The sequence below is a fragment of the Maribacter aquivivus genome, assembly GCF_900142175.1.
Taxonomy (GTDB): domain Bacteria; phylum Bacteroidota; class Bacteroidia; order Flavobacteriales; family Flavobacteriaceae; genus Maribacter; species Maribacter aquivivus.
The window spans coordinates 164,089-181,911 of record NZ_FQZX01000003.1 but is presented as its reverse complement, the minus strand read 5'-3'; the positions used below and the strand labels follow the sequence as shown (position 1 = coordinate 181,911).

The window sequence follows — 17,823 nt, the reverse complement described above, 5'->3', positions numbered from 1 at the left end:
TAGGAGTTAGGAGTTAGGAGTTAGGAGTTAGGAGTTAGGAGTTAGGAGTTAAAATATAAACAATGGTTGCTTATCGCAACCTTTCTGATAAATTTAAGGTTAGTAAAAATAACCGTAGTATTAAGATTATGAAAGACATTAAAATTGCTATTATTGGTTTAGGCTATGTAGGCTTGCCACTTGCTAGATTATTTGCAACTAAATATCCTGTTATAGGTTTTGACATTAATACAGAACGTATTAATGAACTTAGAAAGGGTCATGATAGTACTCTTGAGGTTGAAGATGATATTTTACAGGCTGTACAAAAAGATGGTCCAAAAATGGAAACTGGCTTATTTTGCACCAACCAGTTAGCTGATATTGCTGATTGTAATTATTATATTGTCACCGTACCAACTCCTGTAGACAGCACCAACAGACCTATTTTGACCCCACTGTACAAAGCTTCTGAAACAGTAAGTAAAGTATTAAAGAAAGGTGACACGGTTATTTATGAATCAACGGTATACCCTGGGGTTACTGAAGATGAGTGTATTCCGGTTTTAGAAAAAGAAAGCGGTTTAGTTTATAATACAGATTTCTTTGCTGGTTACTCTCCAGAACGTATTAATCCGGGAGACAAAGAACATACTGTAGAAAAAATTCTTAAGGTAACTTCAGGTTCTACTCCCGAAGTAGGAAAAAAAGTTGATGCACTATATGCCTCTGTTATTACTGCAGGTACGCACTTAGCACCAACTATAAAAGTAGCTGAAGCTGCCAAAGTAATCGAAAATTCGCAACGTGATATTAATATTGCCTTCGTTAATGAATTAGCTAAAATATTTAATTTAATGGGCATCGATACCCATGATGTATTAGAAGCAGCAGGTACCAAATGGAACTTTCTTCCTTTCAAGCCAGGTTTAGTCGGTGGTCACTGCATTGGTGTTGATCCTTATTACCTTGCTCAAAAAGCACAAGAATTTGGCTATCATCCAGAAATTATATTAGCAGGTAGACGTATGAACGATACCATGGGTAAATACGTTTCCTCAGAGGTTATAAAATTAATGGTTCAAAGAGATATTAAAATCAAAGGCAGTAAAATTCTAGTATTAGGTATCACTTTTAAAGAAAACTGCCCAGATGTTAGAAATACCAAAGCGGTGGATGTTATTAGCAATTTAACATCTTACGGAACAGATGTTACTATTTATGATCCTTGGGCTTCTGCAAAACAAGTTGCTCATGAATATAAAATGGATGTCGTTAAAGAATTACCAACTGAAAAATTCGATGCCATTGTTTTAACGGTAGCACATAAAGAATTTTTAGAAATGGAACTAAAGAGTTTACTTAAGCCAGAAGGTGTCTTATATGACGTTAAAGGCATTCTTAAGAAAGACGTAGACGCAAGGTTGTAAAACTTTTCGATTCAAAAATTAAAAGCTTGTATGAATAGAGATATTCTTACAAGCTTTTTTTTGACATAATTTATAATCTTCTCCACTATACAGTAGATATTCTTCAATATCTATTACGCACTAAGAATAGTAATTCAAGAATAGCAATAGTTATTATAGAACAAATTATGAATTGTTCTGCGATAAGTGTTTAGCGTTTTTCAAAAAGCAGTAAGCGCTATGCGTTCAGCGTCAAGCGTCACTTTTTAGAATTAAAAAAAATAGCTAACGGATTAGAAAAATTCTTAAAAATGTTAGCTGGATGTTAAGAAAATGAGTATTTGGTCGATTTTTTAAAAAAAACAGTGTAGTTCATCGATCAAAAACATCCAATCATCTAAGAAGGAACGTAACCATAGGGTTATAAATAATAATTGAATGTTTAAAATTCTTTTAATCGAATAATTTAATTTACAGAAATAAAAATTGATTTACAACGTTGAACATCAGGTGCCCCAAAACAATACATGCAGTTCATCGAAAATAACAGTTATTTCATCGACCAATTAAATTATTAGATTATTATTGTAACCCAAATAGTAATTATTTTTAATTCAAAAGCAATTTACCTACTTATGTCAAAGTTCATTCGTTTCTCCACTAAATTGACCCTGTCAGTTTTTGCCACCTTATTTCTATTTTCCTGCAGTAAAGATGCCGATTTATTATCTGAGTATGTAATTACTACCGATGATACTCAATTTGAAAATGCGTTGTTAATTAATGATAGTTTTTATATGGCCGAAGGTCAAACTACCATTTTAATGGATGTTTTAAATAATGATAATGTAAGTTCTAATAGCAATATCACTATCATAGAGACATCATCACCTATTAATGGTTTTGTAACTATCAATGATGACAACACTTTAACTTATAAAATTGGAGACGATACCAGCCCTGAGGAAACAACTCCAGAAGAAACAACTCCAGAAGAAACAACTCCAGAAGAAACAACTCCAGAAGAAACAACTCCAGAAGAAACAACTCCAGAGGAAACAACTCCAGCACCTGAGGAAGATACTTTCACCTATACTGCAGAAGTAGTTAATGAGGAAACTGGTGAAAGAACTGAAGAACAAGCAACTGTAACTATATCAGTTAATGATAACGGACCTGTAAAAGCATTCCCTAGCGCCTATGGTGGTGGCTCTAATGCTACAGGAGGAAGAGGAAAAGCTTTAGCAATAATCAATACACTAGACAGAAATAAAGCTTTAACCTATTTTCCAGCAGAAAATGGCAAAGATGAATATTACGAAGGCGGATTATTCCCGGCAATGCAAAATGAAAATGTTGGCTATATCGTTTTTAACATTTCAGGTAATATTGAATTAGGTGTAGGAGGAACTCAGGCACAATTTGGTTATGATGGAATGTATGGCGTAAATAATAAAACAATATTTGGTCAATCGGCACCACAAGGAGGTATTACTTTAACTGGTGGTTCTTTCAGACTGGATGGACGACATGGTGATAACGAAAATTTAATATTTAGATATTTAAGAAGTAGACCAATTTATGATAAGGATGGTATCAAACGAAATATAGACGGAATTGCAGATGATGATTCATATACTTGGGCTTTCTTGTTTTATGGCGGTAAAAATATAATGTTATCAAATTGTAGTGCATCTTTTTCATATGACAAACTTGTGGGTGCTTACATAGACGAAATTGTAGTTGCGGAGGGTAATGGCATAAATAACTTGACCATACAGAACTGCCTTCTTGCTGATGGTCACACTAATGTTGCAATTGGTGTAAACTCTAACAAACCAAACAATCCTGAAAATTTTGTCGATAACGTTAGCTTTAATAATAATGCTATTATTGGAGGAAATCGAACACCAAATATAAGTTACAATGGTAATGCTGAAGTAATTAATAATTTAATTTATGATTCACCATCTAAAATGATGAATACATATTATCAGTTAAACCTTAATCATATTGGCAATTGGCATGGTAGACCTGCAAGTAATTCGACAGTTAGCCATGCTCATCAAGAATTAGGTCTAAACAAGTATCCTGTTATTTTTACTGAAGGTAACAGTTATGAAGGTTTTAATTATTATTCTAATGCAAATTCTGACAACACAAGTATTTGGGTAGATTTTTACAAAAGAGAAAATAAACTTTCGGATTCCTTTTTTACCAATTCGAAACATGCCCATAATAATATCCCAAACCAATTAACTCCAAATACAGCTCAGCAAACTTATAATGAAATGATTGTAGATAGAAATATTGGTGCTAATAAATTCTTAGACAACAGTGGCGAGGTTCAAGTATTCTTAGATTCCAATGACAGTAAGCTATTAGATATTGTAGCTAATAGAACTGAAAAAACCTGGCACCAAGTAAGTGAATGGATTTTACCTAATATTCCTTCCAATTCACGACCAAACTCTTATGATTCAGATAATGATGGAATGGCTGATGCTTGGGAAATTAGAACATTTGGAAATCTAAATCAAAGTTACAAAGGTGACTTTGATGGTGACGGTTATGAAAATATTGAAGAATATATGAATCAAGTAGATTCAAAATAAATTAATAGTATATTTCAATAAAAGGATTTTTTAACCTTGTTAATATAATTATTAACAAGGTTATTTTTTTATAAGAAAGATTTAAAAGGCCAAAGTACAGAGAATATAATTTTTAATATCACAGAATCTATACTCTGATAATAGTCTTTAAAAGTGTACTTTAAATATTTGCTTGCCATTAAAAGAGACACAAGCCTTTTTATAAAGTGTTTTGGATAAACTAGCAAATAATCCTCATAAAAATAATTCATGAACATTATGGCATATAAACCCATTCCAAGAGCTTTTTTATCATACTTTAATGTAGACAAACTGTTTTGATTGTCTACAAAATAAATTCTAATTACATCAGAACAATATTTAGTTAGAAACTTATTTTTTGCAAAAATCATCCAAATAAAGCTTTCTGGAATCATTCCTTTACCTACAATAAACTTATCGATTTTTATACTCTTAAGTAGCCTGGTCTTTACCAAGCCCCATTTCTCAAAAGACAGACCATATTTAATTGAACTTTCGAAAGTATTACTATACAAAGGATCTGCTGGTAGTTTCGCACCTATTTCCTCTCCAAATTGATTCTTACATTTACATGTAACACCACTTATCTTGTCTTTTAATTCGCTGGGTATTGAATTATACTGCCGTAAAAATGTTTCTAAAGCATTTGATGTACATTGGTCATCAGAATCATGAATTATAAAAAACTCACCTTTAGCTTTTTCAACTGCTTCGAATAATATACCAAATTTGTTTACATTAACAATGTTATTAATATAAGTATGGTCAAAACTCAAATCCGGTAATTTACTATTTATAACTTCATGAGAATTATCAGAAGATCCATCATTAATAATAATAACTTCGAAATCCTTAAAGGTTTGAGCATTTAAAGAATCAAAAACTAAGCTAATGGTTTCCGCTGCATTATATACAGGTACAAATACAGTAAATTTGTATTTATAAATTTCCTCTTCGATTAAATTAAAAACAGGAAGTAAATTTTTCAACATTTTATATAAATAAATAACGAAAATATTAATTATAAACCATAAACACACTATAGCTATTTTTAATTACTAAATAGTAGTAAGATTAATATATCACATTATATAATTTTGTCGCCATAAAATGCGTTTAAACAATTACTATAGGAATATTCCTAAAGTAGGTTCTATATTCGCAGTTTAAAATTATAATTCCAAAATGAAAATACATTTCGTAATACCTTCTCTTATTGGTGGTGGTGCAGAACGCGTCATGTCAACAATAGCGAATGGTCTTGTTAATAATCATGAAGTAGAATTAATTACTTTTCATGAAGGACAGGATTACGAACTATCTACAAATATTAATCGTGTAAAACTACATGGTGGTAACAATAAAAATCAAACAATACGCTCGATAAAAAATCTTTTCACCTATTACAAACAAAAAGAAAAACGACCAGATATTTTAATTTCATTTTTACCATCAAACAACTTAACGGCAATAATTGTTAGTAAAATATATTCAATTAAGTTAATAATTTCCGAACACACAAATCATACAGCCCCCTCTACCAGAAAAAAAGACATCATTAGAAAGTATTTCTATAGATTTGCTGATGTAACTACAGTACTTACAAAATTTGACAAACCATATTATGAAAATTTCAAGGCAAATGTTGAAATTATGCCTAATCCATTGATAATTCCTACTGAAATTAAGTCTTTCGAAGAAAGAAAAAAAAACATATTAGTAGTAGGTTCTTTGAATAGATATCAAAATAAAGGCTTTGATCAAATTTTACACATTTCAGCCCCTATACTTAAAAAAAATAAAGATTGGAACTTAGTAATTGCTGGTGATGGAGAAAAGGGATTAAAAGTATTACAAAAAATTTCTTTTGATTTAGAAATACAAAAACAGGTTAAATTTTTAGGTTTCGTAAAAGCGATAGATAAGATTATGCAAGATTCCCAAATTTTCGCCCTACCCTCAAAATTTGAAGGATTACCAATGGGTCTTATGGAAGCATTATCTAACGGAATGGCGTGCATTTCTTATAATTGCACTTCAGGTCCGAGTGAATTAATTACAAACAATAGCAACGGTTTATTAATTACTGATCAAGATAGCAAAGCTATGCAAGAAGGTCTTGAATTATTAATAAACGATTTTGATTTTAGACTTAAAATAGCAAAAAAAGGTCCAGAATCTGTTTCAAATTATGGATTGAACGCTATTTTAGAAAAGTGGGAAAAATTAATTTTATCTGTTAACCAATAGTTACTATCAATGACAAGTAATTTAGACAAAGAGAAAAATAGTTTACCAGTTCTAAGATATTTAATCTTAGGACTTTTTCTATGGAATTTACCTGCTTTTCTTTTAACATATATGAATGGCTCAATTTCATCCTTGATTAGCTACATATCTTATGCTTTATTAGTCCTATATGTTGTAATCAATGGCAAAAGTGGTAATAGTAAGGGTATGTTACTACTTGGTTTATCCTACTTTTTAATATCTGGTCTAGTTGACCAACAGTATATGCCCGATTTTAGATTTTTTCTTGTAATCGCAATTAAATACTTCATTGTGATATGGGGTGGCTATGAAGTTTTAAAAAAAACTAGTAAAATTGAAATGTGGTGGTTTTTAATGATTGGAGCATTATCAATTTTAGGAAATATGTTTTTATTTAATGACCCTAAGGCTGATTATGGCAGGTATAGTGGTTTTTATTTAGACCCCAACAATGGAGGTCTTATTTGTCTTATGGGCTTCTCAGCCTCTTTTTTATTGCCAAAAGTCTATAAAATCGTTGGTAAAGCAGCCTTTACACTTTTAGGTCTTTTTACACTTTCAAGAACATTCGTAATCACATGGATATTAATAAATATACTATCAATTAAACTAAGTATTAAAAATATTAAAATGCTAGCAATAGGTTTTGGAATACTTAGTTCACTACTTATATATAATGAATTTCTTCCCGTTAAAAATCCAAGATTGGAACAGATAAGCGCATCTCTAACAGGTAATGAATCAAAATCAAAAGGCATTGACAAAGATTCTAGATGGCATACATGGAGCAGATATTATGACGCATTGCAAAACAAACCGATATTGGGTAATGGATATCAATCATTTCTTGGCTCTGGTATTGCACCACCAGTTGGTGTTCACAATACTTATCTCTTAATATGGGGTGAAGGTGGAATTATCCCGATAACAATATTTCTTGTATATATGATTTGGCTATTTTTTGAAAGTTATAAAGTTTTCAATGATAAACCACATTTATTAATGATGATGCTAGGTCTTAGTTTATTTTTAATGACAAATCATAATTTTCTCACATCTAACTATTCACTTTTTATTTTATTATGGATACATATTCAGGTAAAGGAAACTTCTAAACAAGAAGATTTAATTAACCTTAAGGTTAATACAATAGAAGCATAATACTTAAAGAGAATAATTCAAAATTTTCAAATGATAGTTATTTCTTAATAATTACAATAAATCGTTATTTAAAGGGTTTTAAATGGTAAATAATACTCCCGTTAAAATATATTCCAAAAAAATAAAAATTTATTGATTAAATATTGAATTTGAATCCAAAACAGTTTATAAAAAACATCTTTTCCAAAAATAATAGTACTGCTCGTAATTTACTTATTGTAGCAAGCATTACATTATTAGGTAAATTTTTGGGTTTTTTCAAAGAAACCTATATTGCTTCTAGTTTTGGCCTTTCATTAATATTAGACACATTCTTCATTGCTATATTAGTACCTGGTTTTATTCAAAATGTTTTTTTAGGCGCATTTAAAGGCGTGTTTATTCCAAATTATGTTGCAGAGTTAAAGCGAGGAAAAAATCCTGCTTCATTTCAAGCTACCGGTTTTTTAATTACCATAGTAACATCAGCAATATTTGTTTTAATTGCATACCTAATAACAGATATTTTTTTAGAAACCCTTTTTCCTAATCATGATGAGCTTTTTTATTCAATGATTAAGTCTCAGTTTTATTTCTTGGCTCCATGTATATTTTTATGGGGCATTTCATCTCTTCTATCTGGAATGTTGAATATTAAAGGAGAATTTGTTTATTCTTCTTTACCTAGTTTTTTTATTCCAATAATCACGATTTTATTTCTTGCTTTTTTCAAAGAAGAACTAGGTTATAATGTTCTCGCAATAGGTACACTAGTGGGTTCTGTATTGGGCATACTATTTTTAATTTTTATTTGCTTACAAAAAAATATTATTTCTATTTCTAAACCGAACATAAAAGATGACAACGTTCAATTAATGCTTAAACAAGTACCTGCGAAAGTCTCGTCTGGTTTTTTAACAGGTATGAATAGTGTCGTTGATCAGTATTTTGCTGCCCAATTACTTGTAGGTTCAATTGCGGCTATTAATTATGGACAAAAGATTCCTGCATTTTTAATCGGTATTCTAGTAGTGGCCTTAAACAATGTTTTATTACCCAAATTTTCAAGCATGTTTATTGACAATCAACGAAAAGCTTTTAATTCTTACTTAAAAATGGTGAAACTTTTATTTATAGTTTCTACCATCTGTGCAATTGTAGGAATTTTATTTTCAGATTTTCTAGTTGAACTATTTTATGAGAGAAATAAATTCACCTCTGAAGATTCAACTATAGTTTCTACCATGCAAAAGATATTTCTGATACACACTCCATTCACAATTTGCGGTATGGTTGTAGTTAATTTTTTAACTAGTATCAATAAAAATGCGTTTATGGCATATTCATCACTAGTCGCTTTAATCTTAAACATAATTTTAGATTATGTATTTATACAGTATTATGGTATTCTAGGTATTGCCATTTGCACGAGTGTAGTTATCATTTTAAAAATGATTTTTACATTTTGGTATAGTATAAGTGTTTCAAAAACATTTGCTATTTAAAATGAATTGAATAACTAAATACCAAAAGAATAATTAAACCTAATTACATAAATATTATAATATTTCAGATATGCTGAACTCCAGTAAAAATAAAATTAAAATATTCTTTTTCATACCGTCACTTAGAGCTGGAGGAGCTGAACGTGTAGTGTCTTTTGTTGCACAAAAAATTGACAAATCTAAATTTGACACCACCCTTTTCGTCATAGGATCCAATAAAGATGCTACATTTAAAGTACCAGATGTTAACGTAGTATTTCTAAATCACGACAGGGTTTCTAGAAGTTTTGGCACAGTTTATAAAACTATAAAAAATGGAAAACCAGATATTGTTTTTGGCACCATTGGTCATGTAAATATAATGCTGGGTCTGTGCAAAATATTTTTCTCAAAGACTATCTTTATTGGTAGAGAAGTAAATGTGATAAGTAAGTTAGCAGAGGTGCAACATATAAAAGCAACTTTACCACCTTGGCTCAATAAATATTTAATGCACAAATTAGATGTAATGGTATGCCAATCTATAGATATGGCTGAAGACATTAAACAACTATCTAATTTTCCAGAAGATAAAATTGCTATTATAAACAATCCTATTTCCGATAAATACCAACTAAAAACAGAATTACGTGACAAGAGTGAGCCGGTCAAACTAATAACCGTAGGTAGTCTTTCTGGCAGAAAAGGGCATTTAAGAATCTTAGAAGTTCTAAAAGATTTAAAAATACCTTTCTCTTATACTATCGTTGGTAACGGAGAACTAAAAGATGAAATTTTTAGTGTTATAAAACAATATGGCCTAGCCGATAAAGTAACCCACATTCCATTTTCTAACGAAGTTTCTACTCTGCTACAGCAGCATGATATCTTTTTATTAGGTTCTTTTGTTGAAGGTTTCCCTAATGTGTTATTAGAAAGTTGTGCAGTAGGCACACCTGTGGTTGCATTTAACGCCCCTGGTGGTATAAATGAAATAATAATTGAGGATGTAAATGGTTTTATTGCTGAAGATCAAAACGAATATTTAGATAAAATTGTGCATGCAGTCAGTAAAGATTGGAATTTAGCTGAAGTAAGAAATGCTGTAGTTTCTAGATATAATGAAAGTAAGATTATTGCAGATTATGAGAATCTATTTTTAAGTAAAACCAATAACTAAATGACCTATAACATTCATATTATAACTGGTCTATCTGGTGGTGGCGCTGAACATTTGGTTTTAGACCTAAGCCAAAGAGCTAAGAATGATAATAAAAAAGTCGTAGTCATTTCTGTTACAAGCTTAAATGACATTGAACATAAGTTTACCAAACTAGGCATAACGTGCGAATTCTTAAACATTGATTCATTTTCTCAGCTTGGTCAAGGTCTTAAAAAACTAAAGAGCATTCTAACACCTTTTAAACCAAAGCCTGTGGTTCATTGCCATATGTTTCATGCGCTATGGGTGGCCATATTATTAAAACTAAGTGGTTTTTCATTAAAGATTGTGTTCACTTTACATAACAATATTGTAAGTAGCGTTATGCGTAGATGGTTGTTATTTATAACAAAACCATTAAGGGCTAAAGACATTATTTTTTCTGATAGAGGAGAAAAATGGTATCTAAAAAAAGGAGTAATACTGCCTAATGGAATTAACCTAATTAAGTTTAAAAACAGTAAAGAACTTATACCGAATGATCCTGAAATATTTAAATTTTTATTTTTAGCAAGCTTAACAGAACAGAAAAATCCACTTTTTATACCTGACTTGGTAGTAAAGTTAAAAGATAATGGATATACCAATTTTAAGGTATATTTTCTAGGAAGCGGTCCGCTAAAAGATTCATTGATTCATAAAATAGATGAACTCAAAGTACAAGACCATATAGAACTTATGGGTTTTAGAAATGATGTACCTGATATTTTAAAAGATTTCAGCGCTCAAATTATGCCTTCTCTTTGGGAAGGGATGCCTATTTCTATATTGGAATCAGGATCTATTGGTCTACCTGTAATTACAACCCCCGTTGGTAGTATACCGGATTTTTTAGATGACACCACAGGATATCTAGCTGAATTAGACAGCTTTCACTTAAAAGTAATAGATTTGATGTCTGATTATCAAAAAGCACAACAAAAAGCTCAGAAGTTTAAAATTAAAGTACATACAGAATTTGACATCGATAAAATATACGACCGTCATCAACAGTTATATTCACAGTGCTAGATAATGTTTTAAATATTTAGAATAACGTTACATGTCCAATAAAAAAATAATTAGAGTTACTACAGTAGCATCATCTCTTAAAATATTACTTAAGGGGCAATTGTCTTATATGAACCAATTCTATGATATTATTGGTGTATCATCAAAAGACCCGGTATTAGCTGAAGTTACCGAAATAGAGGGGGTACGTACTAAAGGTATAGACATGACCAGAAAAATCACCCCTTTCAAGGATTTAAGGGCAGTTTGGCAACTATATACTTTTTTTAGAAAAGAAAAACCAGCAATTGTACATACCCACACGCCTAAGGCTGGTACTTTAGGGCTTCTAGCTGCATTATTAGCAGGTGTACCCAATAGATTACATACCATTGCAGGCTTGCCTTTAATGGAAGCTACAGGGAAAAAAAGAATTCTATTAAATGTAGTAGAAAAAATAACGTATGCTTGTGCTACAAAAGTATACCCTAACTCAAAAGGTTTAGATGCTTTTGTAAAACAGGAAAAATTCACCAAACCGAGTAAATTAAAAGTTATAGGTGAAGGCAGTTCTAACGGGGTAAGTATAGAACATTTTGACCCCGCACTCTTCTCTGAAAAAGCAAAAAACGACTTAAGAAAATCATTAAACATAGGCGAAGAAGAGACTGTTTTAATCTTTCTAGGCAGAATAGTAAATGATAAAGGAATTCACGAACTAGTAGATGCTTTTGTTGAAGTTGCCACTAAGTTTGATAATGTCACGTTAATTGTAGGCGGTACACCTGAAAAGGACCTAGACCCTATTAAGCCAAAAACTGAAGAAATTTTAGATACACATCCAAAAATTAAAATGGCAGGCTGGATCGAAGATGTTAGACCGTATTTGGCGATATCTGATGCTATGATTTTTCCAAGTTATAGAGAAGGCTTCCCAAATGTAGTAATGCAGGCTGGAGCTATGGGAGTACCTGTCATTGTCAGTGATATTAATGGTAGTAACGAAATTATTATTTCTGGTGAAAATGGAGTTATTGTTCCTGTAAAAAATACCCCATTACTTGAAAAAGCGATATCTGAATTTATTGAAAGAGATTTAAATAGCTATTCATCAGATAAATGCAGACAAATGATAATAGACAGATACGATCAAAAGTTGATTTGGCAACTTTTGCATAAAGAATATGAAGCGTTACTTAAAAACAACTAAGACACATATACTTTTATAGTTTTATAATTATTTATTCCTTTCAACAATTAAATTAGAACTTCTTCGAATACGGTATTAACTATCATTTGAATTTGGTTTCTTTGTACTATGCAAAAAGAGATTATTGGTTACGGATCTTTTATAGAAGGCACTTACGGCAGAAAGTTGCCCCAAGTAAGTACACCTAATTTTGGTGAGACTATACTTTTCTACGCCGGTAGGTATGCACTTAAATATTTAATTAAAAGAATTCAAGCAGCTACCCCTATAGGTACTATTTGGATGCCTCAATACTATTGCCCGTTTGTAAAAGAATGGATGAATCATGAATTTGAGAGCATAAAATATTATTATGTTGACCCTTTCGATCCTGAATCAAAAATTGATTGGACCCAATTTAAGTCTACCAAAGATTTGGTGATGGTCAATAATTACTGGGGATTAAAAAATACAGATATACCAGAGGGCGATAGACCAATTATCATTGAAGACCATTCGCATGGTTGGTTAAGCGAAGGTAGCTTAAACAGTAAAGCTGACTTTTGTTTTGCATCGTTACGTAAAACATTACCTATACCAATGGGTGGTATTGCCTGGAAACCTAAAGCGTCTAAAAGTGATATTAGCCTAAATAATTCTGATATTTTTGACAGTTATTCTGGTGAAAACCCAATGAACGAAGCTTGGGATACCATTATAGGCTCAATGGAACTAAAAGCTACCTGTACTAAAAATGGGCAAAAAGAACGTTATTTAGAGCAGTACATGAATGGAGAATTGATGGTACGCTCTATTTATGAAGTCTATAAAGTTTCAGCAGCTCATGCAGCTTTTATCAATCAATATATACATACCGACTTTAATAGTTTCAAAAAAAAGAATGTAGATTATACCTACCCAAAGCTTAAAAAAAGCGATACTTTTAAAATAGTGCGTCACGAAACAAAAGCTCCTTTTGGGTTATTACTAGCTTTCAAAAGCTTAGACACTTTAAATGAATTAAAAAAGCACTTGGTAACAAATCAAATTTACCCGGCATTATTATGGCCCACAAACGATTTGACCACCGAATATACCTATTTGCTGAATATTCATATGGATTATAGGTTTGATACTACCGATTTAAACTATATCATCACAACAATTAATAATTGGATTACTTCTAATAAATAATATCATGTATAAAAAATACTTTAAAAGACCTTTAGATTTTTTTCTTGCCCTATTTGGCTTTCTTTTGGTTTTACCTATTGTAGTTATAACCGCAATTATATTAGCCATCAGTTTTAAAGAAAGCCCTTTCTTTGTTCAGAGAAGACCTGGTAGACACGAAAAGATATTTTCGATTTTGAAATTGAAAACTATGAATAACAAACGTGATGCTGAAGGCAACTTATTACCTGATAGTGAACGTTTAACACCTCTTGGCGTATTTGTTCGTAAAACTTCAATAGATGAATTACCACAATTATTGAATGTGATCAAGGGTGAAATGAGTTTAATAGGGCCTAGACCACTTTTAATACGATACCTACCCTACTACACTACTGAAGAACGTAAAAGATTTGTTGCAAGACCAGGTATTACAGGTCTCGCGCAAGTATCTGGTAGAAATTTAATTACTTGGGAAAGCAAATTTGAAAACGATGTAAAATATGTCGAAAATTTAAGTTTTGCTAATGATGTAAAAATTCTATGGATGACTTTTCAAAAAGTTATAAAATCTGCAGATATTGAAGTTGACCCTAATGCCAACCCAACTACTGAGGCCATGGACCTTATTCGTCAAAGACAACCTGAATTTCAACATATTCAACCTATCTCATGAAAATTCTCTTTATTGTAATGCGATTTGGTAAAGATGGGCTTGCTACCAATATCTTAGATTTAACTAAAGGTATGGTAGAGAAGGGGCATGAAGTTCATATTTTAACCAGTGGTTATAAAATAAAATCTTCAAATAATACCGAGTTTTTTGACAACCTTAAAAGTGAATTCCAGCATCTTGGGGTACACATGCATTATTTTAAAGAACCTAAAGGAAATGCTATTAAAAAGGGAATACAAACCATTCTCAGCTTTTCGAAGGTAATGTTACAAGTAAAAAAAATAAATGCCGATGTTATTCACTGCCATTCGCCAAATATGACATTTGTACCATGGCTTTTGGGCAAAAAATGTGTCTCTACAGTCCATGCAGACACCATAACACCTAATTTCAGATACAAGCACCCTACCCTACTGATTGCAGTAAGTGAAGGTTCTAAAGAATTTACCGAGCGTGTTATGCATTCGCCAGAAGAAAGTATACGTATGGTATACCATGGTATAGATGAGCGATTTGCAGAAGTAGAAGATGCCGCTACATTAGTTGCCCTAAAAGAAAAAGAACATATACCAACAGATAAAATTATAATTGGTGTGGTTGGTAGAATTACCCCAATGAAAGGGCAAGATGTTTTAGCCAACGCCATTGGTAAATACCTATCGCCCGAACTAAAAGAAAAAATACATATTGTTCTCTTAGGTGATTATGAATCTAATGGATCAAAAGAGTGGTTTGACACTTTTTTGAAAGATAATAGGCTACAAAATCAAATAACAATTCTGTCGTTTAGAGATCCTAAGCCCTATTATCAACTATTCGATGTTTTTGTACTTCCTTCACGCTCAGACACTTTTGGATTAGTTGCCGTAGAAGCTATGATGGGTGGCTGCTGTGTTATTCGTTCAAATTCTAATGGCGCTTATGATCAAATTACCGATGGTGAAAACGGATTTATTTTCCCAATGGATGATGAAGCTGCACTAGCGAAGCTTTTAGAAAAAGTACTGACAAATGAAGATTTACGTAGTAAATTAGGTGTTGCGGCTAGAAAAACAGCATTAGAAAAGTTTACAAAAACGCAAATGATCAACAATACTTTGGAGGTTTATAAAGAATTACTTTAAAATACCTCTTGGTATTTATATATTTGCTATCCACTAGCCAATATTAATGAAAAATCAATACCTCAAACTTAAAGAAGTTTGCGATGAAGGGAACATTAGCACTATAAAAGTGGTATTGTATTCTTTATTTTACAAGCTCGTTCACAAAAAGAACATTGTTCTATACCCCAAGGTTAAAATTTACGGTAACAAAAATATAACCACTAAAGGTAAAAGAGTTCTTATAGGTTTACGAACAGTAAATTTTGCCACTCCCACGGAAAAAACTTTTTTAAACATTAGTGGTCAACTTATTTTTAAAGGTGGGTTTTCGATTGGAAAAGGCTGTAAGATAGATGTAAGAGAAGGTGGTGTTTTAGAGATTGGTAAAGGCGGCTATATGAATTCTTATACCCAAATGGTCGTAGTACACAAAGTCAGTATTGGTGACAACTGTGCCATATCTTGGGATTGTCAGTTTTTAGATGAAGACTTTCATGAAATATATTATCCAAAAAAAGTCAAAAACCCTAAGAAGGTACCAAGAACAAAAGATATCTATATAGGTAATAATGTGTGGATCGGTTGTGGTGTAAAAATTTATAAAGGATCTTACATTGCTGATGGCAGTATAGTAGCCAGTAATTCTATAGTAAAAGGAAGGTTTGAGCAAAAGAACTGCTTAATAGGCGGGCATCCTGCCAAACTATTAAAAGAAGACGCACATTGGAAATAAGAGGAAATTCTATACTCTAGAACAATTTAAAACAGCCATTTTTAATAAAATTACTATTAAGAACCTTTTCCATAAAACCCTAAATATTACATTCGGTACTTAGGAAAATAACCATTAGCTAAGTCTTTAGAAGCTACAATATCAGCATCTGACTTATTCATGGCCACCAACTTATCATAGGCTTTTTCATCTAAGATTTTTCTACCAGTGTAAAAATCTACATCTTCATCTAAAGGAAAATATTTTCTTTTATATAAGTATAAATTATCTTCTTTACTGTTAGACAAACCACCACCGATATTGTAATAGGTAAAACCAGCTTCACCCGCCCACTGTATGGCATTAATTTTTAAATACTCATTAGGTCTTAGCTTAAAATAATTTGCATCTGTACCCCCTAAGAATGAATATACAGTATCATGTGTTAAAAGAAATAATTCAGTAGAAATGGCTACACCATCTTTATAAACTAAACCAATAGCACATTTATCTTTATTCATTTCCCATAAATGAACGAAATAATCTAATTTATGGTAGAAAAAGTCTTTTGCATCTCTACGATCCATAGTATCTATATATAAATCATAAAAAGCAGCTATGTGCTCCTTTTCTATGTCTTTATATACCAATTTGAAAGAAAGACCTAATTTCTCAGCTTTTCTAAATTGATTTCTAGTATTCGATTTTAAATTAGACCAAAACTGCTCCCAATCTGTAATATTTCCTCTAACGTTTAGTAGCGTGTGTACTGTTTCACCAGTATATTCTGAATAATGACCATATAAATTAAAACGAACAAATTCTGTTACGATGTTCTCACTAGCATACCATTCGTCAACTTGCTTCCAAAATTTCGTTTTTAAATCAGAACTAGCATTTTCTTTAAAATATGGACCATTATAACCCCAAGGACTACTTACATCTTTTAGACCCGTATTCTCATCATTGATAATGATATCGCGTACCAAGAAAGGCATAATAGCTAGCAAAGAACCATCTTCATCATTAAATGAGAAAAAATGAAGTTTTTGAATTTCATTTTCATCACTTAATAAAAGTTCGTAAGCATAATATGGGCAAACACAGTTTAGACTATCTAAAGATTTCGAATATAAATCTAATATTTCTTCTGAATCTAACGCTTGTACAGTTAATTTGTAGGTCTGAGTAGACTGCATGTATGGTTAATTTGTAAAATAGAACGTTTTAAATCTAAAAGAATTGTTATGACAATTACTTTTAATACATAGAATTAAACACTGTTATTTAGGGAGTACTTCAGCTTATTTTTATTCACTAAAAGCACAACTTCACAAAAAAGTATTTTAAATTCTAATTCAAATATAAAATTTCTTGCCAACAAAGTAGTTAAATGTCTACTAATTGTCAATTTATACGACAAATGTTACACTTTTATCAGTTGAATTAAAACAACTAATTAATCAATATCTTTCTAAGTATGAACGCACCATTATTCTCAACTTGCACCAAATAGTAGCCTTGCTGTAAGTTTAAATTAGGAAGCACTACTTCATCTCTACCTTCATTGAACTTGACTTTAGTAGTGTTTATTAATTTACCATCCAATCCATAAATTTTGATTATTCCCGCTACTTCATTCGGACTCACAATTGATAATTGAATTTGATCTGTTGTGGTAATAGGATTACGACTAATAGAGAAATCAAATTTGTTAATTGTTTCATTAATTACAAAACGAGTTTTTGAACTTACACTGATCATTTTCTTCACTTCGATGGCATTGACCAATGTATTCTCAGTACCGTGAAGGAAGGTAACATCCAGTTCCCCGTC

Annotated in this window: 15 protein-coding genes; 12 read left to right on the top strand and 3 right to left on the bottom strand. The window is 31.4% G+C overall.

The window, feature by feature from the left end; translation table 11 throughout:
* Nucleotides 1-128 precede the first annotated feature (128 nt).
* Nucleotides 129-1,409: a nucleotide sugar dehydrogenase gene (locus BUC31_RS16465; RefSeq protein ID WP_073246880.1), complete on the top strand. Its 1,281-nt coding sequence runs from the start codon at nucleotides 129-131 to the stop codon at nucleotides 1,407-1,409.
* Between the two features lie 614 nt (nucleotides 1,410-2,023).
* Nucleotides 2,024-4,003, top strand: coding sequence for a polysaccharide lyase domain-containing protein (locus BUC31_RS16460; protein WP_073246300.1), 1,980 nt, complete (start codon nucleotides 2,024-2,026; stop codon nucleotides 4,001-4,003).
* Between the two features lie 68 nt (nucleotides 4,004-4,071).
* Here the strand turns inward: BUC31_RS16460 and BUC31_RS16455 are convergent, their stop codons facing one another.
* Nucleotides 4,072-5,016, bottom strand: coding sequence for a glycosyltransferase family 2 protein (locus BUC31_RS16455; RefSeq protein WP_073246298.1), 945 nt, complete (start codon nucleotides 5,014-5,016; stop codon nucleotides 4,072-4,074).
* A gap of 193 nt (nucleotides 5,017-5,209) precedes the next feature.
* Here BUC31_RS16455 and BUC31_RS16450 point away from each other — a divergent pair, with 193 nt between their 5' ends.
* From BUC31_RS16450 to BUC31_RS16405, 10 genes are all read left to right on the top strand, one after another.
* The gene (locus BUC31_RS16450; protein WP_073246296.1) at nucleotides 5,210-6,274 is read left to right on the top strand and encodes a glycosyltransferase family 4 protein; all 1,065 of its coding nucleotides are present in this window, start codon (nucleotides 5,210-5,212) and stop codon (nucleotides 6,272-6,274) included.
* 9 nt (nucleotides 6,275-6,283) lie between these two features.
* Nucleotides 6,284-7,456, top strand: coding sequence for an O-antigen ligase family protein (locus tag BUC31_RS16445; protein ID WP_073246294.1), 1,173 nt, complete (start codon nucleotides 6,284-6,286; stop codon nucleotides 7,454-7,456).
* A gap of 149 nt (nucleotides 7,457-7,605) precedes the next feature.
* Nucleotides 7,606-8,940, top strand: a complete 1,335-nt coding sequence (gene murJ / locus BUC31_RS16440) for a murein biosynthesis integral membrane protein MurJ (RefSeq protein WP_073246292.1) — start codon at nucleotides 7,606-7,608, stop codon at nucleotides 8,938-8,940.
* A gap of 70 nt (nucleotides 8,941-9,010) precedes the next feature.
* Nucleotides 9,011-10,099 (top strand): glycosyltransferase, encoded by a 1,089-nt coding sequence (locus BUC31_RS16435; RefSeq protein WP_073246290.1) that lies wholly within the window; start codon nucleotides 9,011-9,013, stop codon nucleotides 10,097-10,099.
* Complete coding sequence (locus BUC31_RS16430) at nucleotides 10,100-11,152, top strand: glycosyltransferase family 4 protein (protein ID WP_073246288.1); 1,053 nt, start codon at nucleotides 10,100-10,102, stop codon at nucleotides 11,150-11,152.
* Between the two features lie 31 nt (nucleotides 11,153-11,183).
* The gene (locus BUC31_RS16425; protein WP_073246286.1) at nucleotides 11,184-12,341 is read left to right on the top strand and encodes a glycosyltransferase; all 1,158 of its coding nucleotides are present in this window, start codon (nucleotides 11,184-11,186) and stop codon (nucleotides 12,339-12,341) included.
* Nucleotides 12,342-12,449: 108 nt separating this feature from the next.
* Nucleotides 12,450-13,514 (top strand): hypothetical protein, encoded by a 1,065-nt coding sequence (locus BUC31_RS16420; RefSeq protein WP_073246284.1) that lies wholly within the window; start codon nucleotides 12,450-12,452, stop codon nucleotides 13,512-13,514.
* Between the two features lie 4 nt (nucleotides 13,515-13,518).
* Nucleotides 13,519-14,169 (top strand): sugar transferase, encoded by a 651-nt coding sequence (locus tag BUC31_RS16415; RefSeq protein WP_073246283.1) that lies wholly within the window; start codon nucleotides 13,519-13,521, stop codon nucleotides 14,167-14,169.
* Nucleotides 14,166-15,293, top strand: a complete 1,128-nt coding sequence (locus BUC31_RS16410) for a glycosyltransferase family 4 protein (RefSeq protein ID WP_073246282.1) — start codon at nucleotides 14,166-14,168, stop codon at nucleotides 15,291-15,293. The genes BUC31_RS16415 and BUC31_RS16410 overlap by 4 nt, the downstream gene beginning before the upstream one ends.
* Before the next feature lie 46 nt (nucleotides 15,294-15,339).
* Nucleotides 15,340-16,008: an acyltransferase gene (locus tag BUC31_RS16405; protein WP_073246281.1), complete on the top strand. Its 669-nt coding sequence runs from the start codon at nucleotides 15,340-15,342 to the stop codon at nucleotides 16,006-16,008.
* 86 nt (nucleotides 16,009-16,094) lie between these two features.
* Here BUC31_RS16405 and BUC31_RS16400 read toward each other — a convergent pair whose 3' ends face one another.
* Both BUC31_RS16400 and BUC31_RS16395 read right to left on the bottom strand, forming a co-directional pair.
* Entirely contained in the window at nucleotides 16,095-17,186 is a 1,092-nt protein-coding gene (locus tag BUC31_RS16400; RefSeq protein ID WP_073246280.1) for a GNAT family N-acetyltransferase, read from the bottom strand.
* A 256-nt stretch (nucleotides 17,187-17,442) separates the two neighbouring features.
* A partial coding sequence (locus BUC31_RS16395; protein ID WP_170861975.1) for a T9SS type A sorting domain-containing protein occupies nucleotides 17,443-17,823 on the bottom strand: 381 nt, incomplete at its 5' end.